This window comes from Gammaproteobacteria bacterium, assembly GCA_016199745.1.
Lineage (GTDB): Bacteria > Pseudomonadota > Gammaproteobacteria > Acidiferrobacterales > Sulfurifustaceae > JACQFZ01.
Window position 1 is genome coordinate 90,449 of sequence record JACQFZ010000046.1, and the last position, 13,956, is coordinate 104,404.

Sequence of the window (13,956 nt, forward strand, 5' to 3'; positions counted from 1 at the left end):
GATGAGTCGGCGATTATCTTGGTTGTTATTAGCGGCGCTTATTCTTGCCCCAACCGCGTACGCCCAGAAACTTTATAAATGGGTCGATAAAAATGGCAACGTGTCGTATCACGATCAATTGCCGCCGAGCGATTCCGATTATCGCGTTGAAGAAAAGTTGATCGCCGGTCAATCGAAACCGCCGATTAAGAGCGATGCCTCGGAGAAATTTCCGGTCGTGCTCTATGTCGCTCCCAAATGCGAATCGTGCAACAACGCTCGCACTTACCTGAAGCAACGCGGCGTGCCGTTTACCGAAAAGAACGTCGAGGGAGATCGTAAACTGCAAGATGAAATGATCAAGCAGACCGGTGGTCTGTCGGTCCCCACTGTTACGGTTGGGGAAAAAGTCATGCGCGGTTATATGGAATCGCTGCTCGAAGGCGAGCTCGACCAGGCCGGTTATCCGAAAGCCGAAACCAAACCCGAGGAATCGGCGCAAACTCCTGCGCAACCTTGATTGCCGGTCGCTGTTAAATTTGGAACGCGTTACCTGCGCCTTTAGTCATTTCTCGCAATGTCACAAGACACCCAGTCCTCGATCAAGAATCAAAAAAATTACCTTTTAAGCCATCCATAATTCCCCGTTAAGAAGGTCGAGAGTTAGCTGCGTAATTACGGACAAAAGTAATAACCCAAGTCTAAATGGATCCACGAAAAGCGAGAACCCCTTCCCCGGTTGGTTTAGCACCTTTCAAGGGAAAAAGTGCGAAGGGGGTAATAGGCGAGGCCCACAAGGACGGGACGGTGTGATGGAAAATCAACCACCCACGGCATACGATTAACGGTGGGTTTTTTGCTAAAGATTTGGTAAGGATTTGATAAATTTTAATGGCAGTTTCCGTAAAAATACCAATAAAAACATTGTCTTATAACAAACCACGCGTAGGCAGGAATACGAAAAACGCAACATGTTGTGCTATTGTCTGTCCTACAGCGGGTGAATTGTTACCAGGGGAAGTTAGAGATGCCTATGCGTGCGTTTGCCATTCATGCCACATGGGACCCAGATGCTAAGGTGTGGGTTGCTACTAGCGACGATGTTCCGGGCCTTGCAACCGAAGCAGAAACTGTCGAGCGCTTGCTCGAGAAGCTTCGAGTAATTGTTCCTGAACTGCTTGAACTCAACGGGGTGGTATCTAATCATCCCGAAGAAATTCCTATTGAGTTGCTTACTCAAAAACATTTTCAGCTAAAGGCTGGCAAAGCAGCTTAATGGCTGGTTATACCCCGGAGCTTAAGAAGATTCTTACGGCTGCGGGGTGCTACAAAGAAAAGCAGGGAAAGGGCGACCATGAAACTTGGTACAGCCCAATTACGAAAATCCGCTTTACCGTCGACAACAACATTAAGTCTCGCCACACCGCCAATGCGGCGCTGAAACAAGCCGGCTTAGAAAAGAAATTTTAGGTTATAGCGACTTGGCTATTTTATTTTTTCGATAATCTCAAGTTGAACTCTCTCGTATTCATACAGTTATGAGTATTTTTAAACTCGCCACCTGGAACGTTAATTCCATTCGCGTGCGTTTACCGCACGTGCTCGATTGGTTGACGCAAGTGCAGCCGGACGTGCTGTGCCTGCAAGAAACGAAAGTTACTAACGAGGAATTCCCGCACGAGTCGTTGCGGGCGGCGGGCTATCACGTTACCCATCTCGGTCAGAAAGCTTACAACGGTGTGGCCACGCTGACGCGAGTCGCACCGGCAGAAGTGATGGAGTCGCCGCCGGTGCTCAACGATTCGCACAAGCGAGCGGTCGCCGTTACCGTCGGCGGCGTGCGCGTGATCAACGTCTATGTTCCGAACGGCGAGAGTGTCACTTCGGAAAAGTATGTGTACAAGCTCGCTTGGTACCGCGCGTTAACCAGTTACTTAACCGCCGAGCTTCAGCGTTATCCACAACTCGCCATCGTCGGCGACTTCAACGTCGCCCCGGAAGATCGCGACGTGCACGATCCAGAGCGCTGGCGCGGCCAAGTGTTATGCAGCGAGCCGGAGCGCGCGGCGCTGCAGGCGGTTGTCGGTACCGGCTTGGTCGATATTTTTCGTCGCTTCGACCAGCCGGAAGCTAGCTATAGCTGGTGGGATTACCGCATGGGCGGGTTCCGCCGTAACCTCGGTTTGCGCATCGACCACATCCTCTGTAGTCCAGCGCTTGCCGATCGCTGCCGGGCCTGCTCGATCGACAAGGCGCCGCGCGCCTTGGAGCGTCCGTCGGATCACGCGCCCGTCATCGCCGAGTTCGACCTCTAAAAACCCCGAATAAATTTTCTCTCTATAGAACTGACGCGGGACTTGACGCGTTCCATTGGATAAATGAGAATCATTATCATTCTCATTACCGATGACAGACACCGCGTGAACGCCGAAGAGATCACCGAGAAATCGTTTTCCAGTAAGTGGAAGGTCATCTACTTCGCCGTGAACGGCCTCAACGTTGGTCTCAACCCGGAAGAAACGTTGCGTGTGCTCGACGGCCTGCAGACCGGCGGGTTGTGCCCAGCCAGTCGCGCGCCCGGTGGAGCGACGCTTTAATCCGACAGAACGATACGAGAGAGGAGTTGAGTATGGGTAAACGTTTTGCAGTGATGGCGGCGACGATGATTTTTTCGGCGTCGGCCGCCGCCACCACAGCGCCAACGCCGAAGGCCGTCGTCGAGCATTATGCGGTAGTCGTCTACGCCAGTTATGAAGACACATTGAACGCCGCGCGCCATCTACAGCAGGCGGTCGATCGTTTCGTTGCTGCGCCGAGCGCCGACGGATTGCAGGAGGCACGTAAACAATGGCTCGCTGCCCGCGAGTGGTATGGCCAGACCGAGGCGTTTCGTTTTTACGGTGGGCCGATCGACAGCGCCACCGGTCCGGAAGGACGGCTCAATGCGTGGCCGGTGGACGAGGCTTATATCGATGCGGTAAAGGATCGTGCCGACAGCGGCATCATCAACAATCCGAAGATCGCTATCACTAAGAAAACTCTGATGGCACTCAACGAGAAGGACGGCGAGGAGAACATCAGCGCCGGCTGGCACGCGATCGAATTTTTGCTCTGGGGTCAGGACCAAGACATCAACGGCCCGGGCAATCGGCCGTACACCGACTTCGTCGATGACAAAGCGCCGAACGCTGTGCGCCGCCGGCAGTATTTGAAGGTAGCGACCGACCTATTGCTCGACGATCTCACGCAGGTGACGAAGGCGTGGGCACCGACGGCGAAAAACTATCGTGCTCGTTTCGTCGCCAACCCGGCCAATCTCGGCAAGATGCTGACCGGCATCGGCGTGTTGTCGCGCGGTGAGCTCGCCGGCGAACGCATCGAGGTCGCGCTCGATACCAAAAGCCAAGAAGACGAGCACTCGTGCTTCTCCGACAACACCCATCGCGACGTCGTCGCCAACAGCCGCGGCATTCGCAACGTCTGGCGCGGTGAATTCAAGCGTGCCGATGGTTCGGTGCTCACCGGTCCGAGTCTGCGTGAGTTGGTAGCGGCGAAGAACAAAGCCGCGGCCGAGCGCGTCGACAGTGACGTGGACGCCAGTGTGCAAGCGGCCGAGTCGATTCCGGCGCCATTCGATCGCGCCATCGTCGTCGGTAGCCCAGGGCGACCGGCGGTCGAGCAGACGGTAGTGGCGCTGAAGCGTCAGGCTGAAGGATTGGTGGTGGCGGCGGGCGTGTTGGGCATTAAGCGGTTGAACACGGCGGTGCCGGAGTGATTAGTTGGCGTAGAGCGAGCAGCGATGGTTCGTTCTGCATCGACCGAATTAGATCCGATGATTCAGAATTCTTTTCAAAATTATTTATGGCTAAGAATTGTCATAATACCCCCACCCTAGCTATTCCCGTCCGGTACGCGCAACGACAGCACGCCCGTTCAGCGGCGCGAGTGTCCACTGGACACTCGCGAAAGCTCCGCTTCACCCCCCGCAACAGCGCGGGGGAGGGAATTAAAAAACGCCGAATGCTGACAGCTGCATCCCCTCCCCCGCTGTTGCGGGGGAGGGTTAGGGTGGGGGTATTACTCTTTGCGTTGACCACCGCCACTCACGCCGCCGGCCCAGCCGCCCACGCCGAGCTCGGCGAAGAATTATCCGGCGGTGCCACCACCGTATTCGACGACGGCCGCAACGCCTTCTCCTATCCAGCAGCGAATCTCACGTCCGATCGTCAAACCGATTTTTTTATCGGCAATTCGTTTTTCAAAAAGAACTGGGTCGAAGCGCCAGCATCAACGCGCGCCCGTGACGGCCTCGGGCCGCATTTCATCGCGCGTGCGTGCGCCGGTTGCCACGTGCTCGACGGCCGCGGCGCGCCGCCCAAAACCCGCGGCGGTGTCGCTATCGAACCGCCGACCGGTTTGTTGTTTCGACTTTCGATTCCCGGCGACGGCGGCATCTACGGTGTCGTCTCCGAACCGACCTACGGCGGCCAGTTGAACAACCGCGCGATTCAAGGCGTGCAGCCGGAAGCGCGCGTACAGATTCGTTACCAAACGATCGCCGGCCGCTTCGCCGACGGTGCGCGTTATCAATTGCGCCAGCCGCTCTATCGCTTCACCGATTTGGCCTACGGCAAACTACATCCACAGACGCTGATCTCGCCGCGCGTGGCGCCGCAAGTGATCGGTCTCGGTTTGCTCGAAGCGATTCGCGCCGACGATATCCTCGCCAACGCCGAGCGCCAGCGTATCGCCAACAACGGCATCTCCGGCCGCCCGAATCGCGTTTGGGATGCGTATGCGCAAGAGTGGGTGATCGGCCGTTTCGGTTGGAAGGCTAACGTTGGCAGCGTCGCCCATCAAGACGCCGGCGCCTTTGTCGGCGACATCGGCATTACCTCGCAACGTTTTAGCAACGACGGCTGTACCGATGCGCAGCCAGATTGCCGCGACGCGGTCGCGCGCGAAGCCGGGGTTCGTCGCGCTCGCGGCGAATCACCGGTCGATATCGACGAACGCACGCTCGATAAAGTGATCTTCTATACGCGCACGCTGGCGGTGCCGGCGCGGCGCCGCTGGGACGCGCCCGAGGTGTTGCGGGGTAAACGCCTATTTCACGACGCCGGTTGCGCCAGCTGTCACGTACCGCAATACCGCACCGGTGAGCTCAACGGTCTTCCCGAGCTGTCCGGACAAACGATCCGCCCGTACACCGATTTGTTGTTGCACGACATGGGTGAACACCTCGCCGACCACCGTCCCGATTTCGCCGCCGACGGCCGCGAATGGCGGACGCCGCCGCTCTGGGGGATCGGCCTCATCAAGACCGTCAACCGCCATACCTATTATCTGCACGATGGCCGCGCCCGCGACTTGATGGAGGCGGTGTTGTGGCATGGCGGCGAGGCTGAGGCGGCGAAGCAGCGTGTGCTGCAACTGACTAAGAGCGAGCGAGCGGCGTTGCTGAGTTTCTTGCAGTCTCTTTAAAAATGTAGGGTGGGCAGCGCTCTGCCCACCCTACGTTGAACTATTCAACGCTTCTTGGAAGATCGGTGTTGCCAATGGACCGACGAAAATTTTTCTCCTGCTTGGGATCGATCGCGCTGTTACCGCTGACGCCGATACGGGCCGATGCCGGATCCGTGATCCGACCGGCGCAATGGCTGCATGCGCTCGCGGACGATTTGTTGGTGCCGGGTTACCGCGATCTTGCCGATGAGGCGCAGCAGCTCGATCGATCGCTGCAAGCGTTGTGCGCAGCGACCGACAACAACGCTAGCCAGGCGCAGGTGCAATGGCGTGCGCTCGCCAAAACCTGGCGCCGGCTCGACGTATTGCCGATCGGACCGACGCTCGAACGCCGCAGTTTGCGCCGGTTCGATTTCTGGCCGACGCGTCCGGCCGAGATCGATGCCGCCATCGCCGGCAATGCAACCGCTGGTGTCGGTGCGCAAGGATTACCGGCGCTCGAATATTTGTTGTTCGATCCGGCGCGGCCGTTAAGCGCTGCCGATGGTCCGCGTTGCCGCTATGCCGGGCAGCTGGCGCACGCGGTCGCCGACGAAGCCGGTGTGCTCGCGCAAGAATGGCGCCAATGGAGCGCGCATTGGAGCGACGGCTCGATCGATCGCGAACGCGAGCAAGCGGCATTGACCGACGCTATCAACGCCATCATCGGTGCGCTTGGCCAGCTGTATTCGCGCAAGTTGTCGAAGCCGATGCAGGCGCTCGGCCGGCGCGAGCCGCTGTTCGACGCCTGGCGTAGCGGCGCTACCCGCGCGCATTGGCTCGCGACTGCCGATGGTTTGCGGATCGCGCTGATCGGTGGTGCTTCCGGCGTCGGCCTGACGCGGTTGTTACGCAAGTCGCTCGCTGTCCGAGTGACGCGCGACATGCGCGCGGTCGAGCACGCGTTGTCGGCGTTGCCGGTACAACCCGCGCCTAAGCACGTGCCGTTGTTGAAGCAGGCGATTGCCGCCGTCGCGCAATTGCAGCAGACCCTCGCTGGCGACGTGGCCGAGACCTTGCATATCAGCATCGGTTTCAACGAGAGCGACGGCGATTGATGCAGCGGCGCATTTTTTTATCGTGCATGGCCGGCACGGCGTTGGCGGCAACGCGCATCGGCCACGCGTCAGCGACGCCGTCGGTATTGTCGGCCTGGGCCGAAGACATTGCTGGTGAACGGCGTTATTTCGCCGGCGCGATCGATACGGCCGTACCGGCGCTGGCGTTAGCGGCGCGCGCCCATGCTGTTATCGCCCATCCGCAACGATCGGACAGCGCTTATGTTTGCGCGCGCCGTCCGGGTTCGTACCTGATTCACTTCGATCCACAGACCGCCCGCACGCGCGCTGCTACGCAAGTCGACGAAGCGATTTATCGATTCGAGGGTCACGTGTTGATCGACGCCGTGCGCGACCGCGTGCTCGTCACTGAGAGCGAGATCGATCAGGGCCAAGGTCGTATCGGTTTATATGATGGTGTCAGCTTACAGCGCCTCGGTAGCTGGCCAACGCACGGCATCGGTCCGCACGAATTGTTATGGCTCGAGCGCGATGTGTTGGTGGTGGCGAACGGCGGTATCTTGACGTTGCCCGAGACCGGACGTGTCAAACGAAACATCGACCGTATGGCACCGTCGTTGGTGTTAGTCGATGCGCGCGACGGCAGCCGGCTCGCCGCCTTCGTCTTGGCTGATCACAAGCTCAGCATTCGCCACCTCGCGCGCGCCGACGATGGCACGCTCGCGGTCGCGTTACAAAACGAAGGCGCTGCCGCCGCGCCGTTGCTGGCACTACTGCGCAACGGGACGTTCCAGGCGGTACCGACCTCGCCGACGTTGGCGCAACACATCGGCGGTTACGCCGCCGCCGTTGCTACCTGGGGCGATCGCTTCGCTGTCACCTGCACTCGCGCCGATCGCGTGGTCGTGTGGGATACGCGCGGTCGTTATTGCGGTGAGCTGACGGTGCGCAAGCCGTCCGGCATCGTCCGACTCGGCAACGATTGGCTGGTCAGCAACGAGTTTGGTGAACTTGTTCGTATTGACGCCGAGCAGTTGCGGGTACGAGTACAGCGGCAGGTGCGCGGCCGCTTATGGGACAACCATCTCGCCGCGATGTCTGTCTAGAACCGGTAGTGTCCGGTGTTTCCTGCACCACGGTGCCCGCAGTCCTCCAGCACGCAGACGATGACGCGCCTTGGCAAGAATAGGGCGTGTGCGTTATAGTTCGGCCATCGATGTTCTCCCTGCGGGAGAGACCTCGCGCGCTTTAACCCCGCCGCGAGGCGCCGAAGGCGCAACCCGCCCGGAATCGCTCAGGCAAAAGGACCGCAGGGAGCATTCGACTCTGGAGAGCGATCGGCCTTCCTATATATAAGGTAAGGCACGGTCCACCGAAGGGGCTAAGACTCTCAGGTCACCCAAACAGAGGGGCGATGGCGACTGTCATCGCCCTTTTTCCGTTTAAATTTTGAAAAGCGTTAGTCGCTTTTCTTTGGTGTGATCGGACCGCAGTCTCGAAGACGCCTCCTGTCACGTCCCTTTTTTGCAGTTTTACATCCGCCGACAATATGGGTCATCGCACACCGCTTTACGAAACGCACGTCCACGCCGGCGCCAAGATGGTCGATTTCGGCGGTTGGGACATGCCGCTGCATTACGGCTCGCAGATCGACGAGCACCATCGCGTACGCCAGGACGCCGGTATGTTCGACGTTTCGCACATGAGCGTGTTCGAGTTGCAGGGCGAGCAGGTGCGCGATTTTCTGCGGTTGCTGTTGGCGAACGATATCGGCAAGTTGCGCACCCCCGGCAAGGCGCTGTATTCGTGCCTGCTGAACAAGGATGGCGGTGTCATCGACGATCTCATCGTTTATTACCTGAACGAAAACTGGTTCCGCGTCGTCGCCAATGCTGGCACGCGTGAAAAAGATTTGAATTGGGTACACAACACCGCGCAGCTGTTCGGCGGCGTGCAGCTCGTGCCGCGCGACGACGTGGCGATGATTGCAGTGCAAGGTCCAAACGCGAAGCAAAAAGTTTACACGGCGCTGGGCGCGCCGCTGCGTGCGGCGGCGGTGTTGCCGCCGTTTCATGCCGCCACTATCGGCGATTATTTTGTCGCCACCACCGGCTACACCGGTGAAGAAGGTTTTGAAATTATTTTGCCGCGCGGTGCGGCGGTATCGGCCTGGCAAGCGTTGATCGCCGCCGGTGTCGCGCCGATCGGTCTCGGTGCGCGCGACACGTTGCGGCTCGAAGCCGGCATGAATCTTTATGGGCTCGATATGGACGAAAGCACGACGCCGCTCGAGGCCGGTCTTTCGTGGACCGTCGGGTTCGAGCCGAAGGACCGCAAGTTCATCGGCCGGCAGACGCTCGATCAGCAGCGAACCCTGGGTGCACCGCGGCAATTGGTGGGGTTGGTGCTCGAAGAGAAAGGCGTGCTGCGCTCGCATCAGCAAGTGGTGTGCGACGGCTTCGGCCGCGGCGAAATCACCAGCGGCTCGTTCTCGCCGACGCTCAACCGCTCGATCGCGCTCGCGCGCGTACCGGCCGGTGTGCCGATCGGCAGTCAGTGCCAAGTCGACATCCGCGGTAAACTGGTGCCGGCGCGCGTCGTGAAATATCCATTCGTTCGCCAGGGTAAAAGCTGTTTGTCTTAATTCAGAGGACTCCTCATGAGCAATGTGCCAGACAATCTCAAATACACTAAATCGCACGAGTGGGTGCGGCGTGAAGCCGACGGAACGCTGGTCGTCGGTATTACCGATCACGGCCAAGAGATGATGGGCGATATGGTGTACGTCGATCTGCCCGAGTCCGGTCGGCAGGTTACCGCCGGTAAAGAAACCGCCGTCGTCGAATCGGTCAAAGCCGCGTCCGACGTGTATGCGCCGGTTGCCGGCGAAGTTATCGGCATCAACAAAGCGTTAGCCGATGCTCCGGAAACGGTGAACAAAGATCCCTACGGCGAAGGCTGGATCTTTCGTCTGAAGCCGGCGAATGCCGCCGATCTAAGCGCGTTGCTCGACGCCGCCGGTTACAACGCGGTGCTGGCGGCGGAGAGCCACTAGGAATTGTTTCCCTCTCCGGTCAGGGAGAGGGAGTCCCCAAGATTCTTTCAACTAGGATTGAAGTGATGCCTTTCATTCCGCACACCGACCACGATATCGAGCAGATGCTCGCCGCCATCGGCGTTGGCAGTATCGACGCCCTGTTCGAAGAGATCCCCGAGCGTCTGCGTAGCGGCCGGCTCGCACGCGTGCCGGCGGGCTTGAACGAAATGCAGATCGCGCGGTTGATGCAAGAGCGTGCGGTGCATGACGGCTACCACATTAACTTCATCGGCGCCGGCGCCTACGAGCATCACATTCCGGCGGCGGTGTGGGAGATCACGACCCGCGGCGAGTACTACTCGTCGTACACGCCGTACCAAGCGGAAGCGGCGCAGGGCACGCTGCAATTGCTGTACGAATTTCAGACGATGATGGCATCGCTCACCGGCATGGACGTGTCGAACGCGTCGCTCTACGAAGGCGCGTCGGCGCTGGCCGAAGCGGTGTTGATGGCGGTGCGTGCACACAAAAGCGCGCGCCGTGTGTTGATGCCGACGACAGTACATCCGATTTACCGCAAAGTCGTGCGTGCGATCGTGCGCCATCAGGGCATCGACATCGTCGAAGTGCCGCACTCCAAAGACGGCGGCAATATCGCACCGATCGCGCTCGACGATTACGCCAGCGGTGATTTCGCCGCGCTGGTAGTGCCGCAGCCGAACTTCTTCGGCGTGCTCGAAGAGGTCGACGAACTGACCGACATGGCGCATGCGCGCGGCATGATCGTGATCGGCTTAGTGAATCCAACGTCGCTGGCGATTTTGAAACCGCCCGGCGAGTGGGGCAGCAAGGGCGCCGACATCGCCGTCGGCGAAGGTCAGCCGCTCGGCGCGCCGTTGTCGTCCGGCGGTCCATACTTCGGTTTCATGTGCTGCAAGCAAGCGCTGGTGCGACAAATGCCCGGTCGCATTATCGGCCGCACGGTCGATCGCGACGGCAAGCCCGGCTATACGCTGACGCTGCAAGCGCGCGAGCAACATATTCGTCGTTCCAAGGCGAACTCGAATATTTGCACTAATCAAGGATTGGTCGTCACCGCCGCCACTATCCATATGAGCTTGCTCGGTCCGGATGGGTTGGAGCGCGTCGCCCATGCGTGCCATGCCAACACCAACGCGTTGGTCGAGCAGCTGACATCGATTCCCGGTGTCGAGCGTGTGTTCAATCGGCCGGTGTTTCACGAATCGGTATTGCGTTTGCCGACCAGCGTCGACAGCACACTGCGCGCGCTCGAAGCCGAAGGCATCCTCGGTGGCTACGATCTGACGCCGTATTACCCCGAGCTTGGCCCGGCGTTGCTGGTGTGTGCGACGGAAGTGCGTACGCCGGACGATATCAAACGCTACGCCAATCAATTGAGTCGCATCACTGGCAATCGCCAGGTAATGCCGCGCGTGCGGCAGATTAAATAGCTTAATAAAAGAGATTCCCACCGACTTCCCCTCCCCCTCAGGGGGAGGGTAAAGGGTGGGGGTGGGTTCAAACGAAGGGGGCGGGTTTGAATCAAGAAGAAAAACCCACCCCCACCCCGACCCTCCCCCTGAGGGGGAGGGAGATCGCTTCGTTCAACTCTGGAGGAGTTAGAAAAAATGGCCAAGGTCACGTTCACACGCAATCCGATCCATACCAACGGTGAGCTGCCGAAAGTCGGAAGCGCTGCACCCGATTTTTCACTCACCAAGACCGATCTCGATAACGTGTCGCTAGCGGCGTACGCCGGCAAGAAAAAGTTGCTCAATATTTTTCCGAGTCTCGACACCGGCATCTGTGCCATGAGCGTGAAGAAATTCAACGAACAGGCGAAGAAGCTCAACGCCGCGCTGCTGATGATCTCGGCCGATCTGCCGTTCGCGCACAATCGCTTTTGTACCGCTGAGCACACGGGCGATGTTGTGCATCTGTCGAGCATGCACGATCGCCACTTCGGCAAGGACTACGGCGTGCTGATGGAAGACGGCCCGCTCGCCGGTCTGTGCGCGCGTTCGGTGGTGGTCCTCGATGAGAACAACAAGGTGAAGTACACCGAGCTCGTACCGGAAATTGTGCAAGAACCGAATTACGAAGCGGCGTTAGCGGCGCTGAAGTAGGCAGCACCGATGTAAAAAGTATCGTTCCCCTCCCCCCTTGCGGGGGAGGGGAAAGGGGAGAGGGGGCGTCGTATGTTTCCCCCTCTCCCTCGTTCTCGTTCCCGCCCGGGGTGCACGAAAATCACGCGCACCCGTTCGGCGGCGCGAACGCACGTTAAGTGCATTCGTGAAATCCCCGCCTCACCCCCCGCAAGGGGGGAGGGAGGCCCGTTGTTCAGTAGTCGTGGTAAATGTAAAAGCGGAGTCAGACCATGTTGATCTTCGAACATTCCCAGCCCGGCCGGCGTAATCCGTCGCAAGCGCCGTTGACCAAGCCGGAGATCGACGGCATTCCGGAGCGTTTTCGGCGCCAGCGTCGACCGCTATTGCCGGAAGTGTCGGAGATGCAGGCGGTGCGACACTACACCAATTTGTCGCGCCAGAATTTTTCGATCGATACGCAGTTCTATCCGCTCGGCTCCTGCACCATGAAGTACAACCCGCGCGCTTGTAACAAGTTGGCGATGTTGCCGTCGTTGCTCGGCCGCCACCCGTACGCGCCCGAGTCGACCGGCCAGGGTTTTCTGGCGTGCATGTACGACCTGCAAGAAATCCTGAAGGACGTCACCGGTATGCAAGCCGTGTCGCTCACGCCGCTCGCCGGTGCGCAGGGCGAACTCGCCGGCGTGATGATGATCCGTGCTTACCACGACGCGCGCGACGACCGGAACCGCAAAGAAATTTTGGTGCCGGATGCGGCGCATGGTACCAATCCGGCGACGGCGACGATGTGCGGTTACACCGTGCGCGAGATCCCGACCAACAACGAAGGCGACGTCGATATCACGGCGCTGAAAGCGGCGGTGGGTCCGCAGACCGCAGGTTTGATGCTGACTAATCCGTCGACGCTTGGCGTGTTCGAACGCAAGATCACTGAGATCGCCAGCATCGTCCACGAAGCCGGCGGGTTGCTGTATTACGACGGCGCCAACTTGAACGCGATTCTCGGTCGGGTGAAGCCGGGCGACATGGGCTTCGACGTGATACACATGAATTTGCACAAGACGTTCTCGACGCCGCACGGCGGCGGCGGTCCGGGTGCCGGGCCGGTGGCGGCGGGTGCGCGGCTCGAGCCGTTTCTGCCGGTGCCGATCGTGGGTAACACGCAGGGCCGTTATCACTGGTTGGCCGAGAAGGATCGGCCGCAAACCATCGGTCGTTTGTCGGCCAACATGGGCAACGCGGGGGTGTTGCTGCGGGCGTATGTGTACGCGCGCTTGCTCGGTCGCGAAGGAATGCTGCGCGTCGCCGAGTACTCGACGCTCAATGCCAATTACATGCTCAAGCGATTGACCGAGTCTGGGTTCGACGCGGCGTTTCCGACACGGCGGGCGACGCATGAGTTCATTTTGACGTTTAAGAAATTGAAAGAGCAGAAGGGTGTGACGGCGATGGATGTGGCCAAGCGGCTGCTCGATAAAGGCTTCCATGCGCCGACGACGTATTTTCCGTTGCTTGTGCCGGAGTGTTTTTTGATTGAGCCGACCGAGACGGAAGCGAAGGAAGAGCTGGATCGGTTTATCGATGCGATGAAAGAAATTTTGCGCGAGGCGAATGAGAATCCGGAGATGGTGAAGGCAGCGCCGCATAATACGCCGGTGCGTCGGCTTGATGATGTGCGGGCGGCGCGGGAGTTGGATCTTAAGTGGGGGTCGGGGGAGTAGGGTTGAATCGCCCCGTTGGGGCGATGCTGGTCGAGGTAATAAATGTAATCAGCGGGATGCTCCGCCCCGCAGCCCAGGGTTCCTTTTCTTTGCTTGTGCAAAGAAAAGGAACCAAAAGAAAGCACCCCCCGGGGTGGCGCAAAGCCTTCCTGTGCTTCTCACTTTTGGCTACCAACTATGTCTGGCACAACACATCCCTGTGTTGAGCCAGACCGCGCGCTTCCTGCGCGCGTCGAGGTCAAAAGCTGCGATGCTCGGAATGCGCCACACGAGGATTAACCGCAACCGCAACAACAACAGCAAAAGCCCATTTAACTCACCCCCCACCCTAGCCCTCCCCCGCTGTTGCGGGGGAGGGAACGTGGCTGTTGTAGGGTGGGCAACGCCTTTTTGTCCACGCGGGTTCAAATAACGGGTGGGCAGCAAAGTTGCCCACCCTAATGCAATGGACTCCACCCCCTTACTCAACGGCGTCACAATGCGCCAAGCGGGTTGAATCGGTCAACGCGCTATCGTCAGGAGGTGGAGCCCAGATGAATACTAACGCAGCGGTGATCGGATTGGAT

At 59.3% G+C, this 13,956-nt stretch carries 14 protein-coding genes and 1 riboswitch; all 14 genes read left to right on the forward strand.

The genetic code is table 11. The features are described from left to right. Position 1 precedes the first annotated feature (1 nt). The 14 genes from HY308_11015 (at position 2) to gcvPB (ending at position 13,390) form a co-directional block, all read left to right on the forward strand. Positions 2–499: a glutaredoxin family protein gene (locus tag HY308_11015; protein ID MBI3898813.1), complete on the forward strand. Its 498-nt coding sequence runs from the start codon at positions 2–4 to the stop codon at positions 497–499. A gap of 513 nt (positions 500–1,012) precedes the next feature. Beyond that, positions 1,013–1,255, forward strand: a complete 243-nt coding sequence (locus HY308_11020; protein MBI3898814.1) for a DUF1902 domain-containing protein — start codon at positions 1,013–1,015, stop codon at positions 1,253–1,255. Continuing rightward, on the forward strand, positions 1,255–1,449 hold the full coding sequence (locus HY308_11025) for a type II toxin-antitoxin system HicA family toxin (protein MBI3898815.1): 195 nt from the start codon (positions 1,255–1,257) through the stop codon (positions 1,447–1,449). Before HY308_11020 ends, HY308_11025 begins: the two co-directional genes overlap by 1 nt. Positions 1,450–1,517: 68 nt before the next feature. Continuing rightward, positions 1,518–2,294 carry an exodeoxyribonuclease III gene (gene xth, locus HY308_11030; GenBank protein ID MBI3898816.1) on the forward strand — a complete coding sequence of 259 codons (777 nt, stop codon included), beginning with the start codon at positions 1,518–1,520 and terminating at the stop codon, positions 2,292–2,294. 63 nt (positions 2,295–2,357) lie between these two features. Then, entirely contained in the window at positions 2,358–2,576 is a 219-nt protein-coding gene (locus tag HY308_11035; GenBank protein ID MBI3898817.1) for a hypothetical protein, read from the forward strand. A gap of 32 nt (positions 2,577–2,608) precedes the next feature. Continuing rightward, positions 2,609–3,754: an iron-regulated protein gene (locus tag HY308_11040; protein MBI3898818.1), complete on the forward strand. Its 1,146-nt coding sequence runs from the start codon at positions 2,609–2,611 to the stop codon at positions 3,752–3,754. Between the two features lie 245 nt (positions 3,755–3,999). Continuing rightward, positions 4,000–5,463 carry a c-type cytochrome gene (locus HY308_11045; protein ID MBI3898819.1) on the forward strand — a complete coding sequence of 488 codons (1,464 nt, stop codon included), beginning with the start codon at positions 4,000–4,002 and terminating at the stop codon, positions 5,461–5,463. 74 nt (positions 5,464–5,537) lie between these two features. After that, positions 5,538–6,542, forward strand: coding sequence for an imelysin family protein (locus HY308_11050; GenBank protein MBI3898820.1), 1,005 nt, complete (start codon positions 5,538–5,540; stop codon positions 6,540–6,542). Further along, entirely contained in the window at positions 6,542–7,609 is a 1,068-nt protein-coding gene (locus tag HY308_11055) for a DUF1513 domain-containing protein (protein ID MBI3898821.1), read from the forward strand. The genes HY308_11050 and HY308_11055 overlap by 1 nt, the downstream gene beginning before the upstream one ends. 112 nt (positions 7,610–7,721) lie before the next feature. Continuing rightward, a riboswitch (glycine riboswitch) is annotated at positions 7,722–7,823 on the forward strand. Between the two features lie 229 nt (positions 7,824–8,052). After that, entirely contained in the window at positions 8,053–9,147 is a 1,095-nt protein-coding gene (gene gcvT, locus HY308_11060) for a glycine cleavage system aminomethyltransferase GcvT (GenBank protein MBI3898822.1), read from the forward strand. Between the two features lie 15 nt (positions 9,148–9,162). Next, a complete protein-coding gene (gene gcvH, locus HY308_11065) occupies positions 9,163–9,558 on the forward strand; it encodes a glycine cleavage system protein GcvH (protein ID MBI3898823.1) in 396 nt (131 codons plus the stop codon). Between the two features lie 65 nt (positions 9,559–9,623). Next, positions 9,624–11,012, forward strand: a complete 1,389-nt coding sequence (gcvPA, locus tag HY308_11070; protein ID MBI3898824.1) for an aminomethyl-transferring glycine dehydrogenase subunit GcvPA — start codon at positions 9,624–9,626, stop codon at positions 11,010–11,012. Positions 11,013–11,189: 177 nt separating this feature from the next. Then, on the forward strand, positions 11,190–11,687 hold the full coding sequence (tpx, locus tag HY308_11075; protein ID MBI3898825.1) for a thiol peroxidase: 498 nt from the start codon (positions 11,190–11,192) through the stop codon (positions 11,685–11,687). 251 nt (positions 11,688–11,938) lie between these two features. Then, entirely contained in the window at positions 11,939–13,390 is a 1,452-nt protein-coding gene (gcvPB, locus tag HY308_11080) for an aminomethyl-transferring glycine dehydrogenase subunit GcvPB (protein ID MBI3898826.1), read from the forward strand. Positions 13,391–13,956: the final 566 nt, after the last annotated feature.

Coding starts and splice junctions, on each gene's coding strand:
- HY308_11015 (MBI3898813.1), top strand. CDS start 2: ATGAGTCGGCGATTATCTTGGTTGTTATTAGCGGCGCTTATTCTTGCC.
- HY308_11020 (MBI3898814.1), top strand. CDS start 1,013: ATGCGTGCGTTTGCCATTCATGCCACATGGGACCCAGATGCTAAGGTG.
- HY308_11025 (MBI3898815.1), top strand. CDS start 1,255: ATGGCTGGTTATACCCCGGAGCTTAAGAAGATTCTTACGGCTGCGGGG.
- xth (MBI3898816.1), top strand. CDS start 1,518: ATGAGTATTTTTAAACTCGCCACCTGGAACGTTAATTCCATTCGCGTG.
- HY308_11035 (MBI3898817.1), top strand. CDS start 2,358: ATGAGAATCATTATCATTCTCATTACCGATGACAGACACCGCGTGAAC.
- HY308_11040 (MBI3898818.1), top strand. CDS start 2,609: ATGGGTAAACGTTTTGCAGTGATGGCGGCGACGATGATTTTTTCGGCG.
- HY308_11045 (MBI3898819.1), top strand. CDS start 4,000: ATGCTGACAGCTGCATCCCCTCCCCCGCTGTTGCGGGGGAGGGTTAGG.
- HY308_11050 (MBI3898820.1), top strand. CDS start 5,538: ATGGACCGACGAAAATTTTTCTCCTGCTTGGGATCGATCGCGCTGTTA.
- HY308_11055 (MBI3898821.1), top strand. CDS start 6,542: ATGCAGCGGCGCATTTTTTTATCGTGCATGGCCGGCACGGCGTTGGCG.
- gcvT (MBI3898822.1), top strand. CDS start 8,053: ATGGGTCATCGCACACCGCTTTACGAAACGCACGTCCACGCCGGCGCC.
- gcvH (MBI3898823.1), top strand. CDS start 9,163: ATGAGCAATGTGCCAGACAATCTCAAATACACTAAATCGCACGAGTGG.
- gcvPA (MBI3898824.1), top strand. CDS start 9,624: ATGCCTTTCATTCCGCACACCGACCACGATATCGAGCAGATGCTCGCC.
- tpx (MBI3898825.1), top strand. CDS start 11,190: ATGGCCAAGGTCACGTTCACACGCAATCCGATCCATACCAACGGTGAG.
- gcvPB (MBI3898826.1), top strand. CDS start 11,939: ATGTTGATCTTCGAACATTCCCAGCCCGGCCGGCGTAATCCGTCGCAA.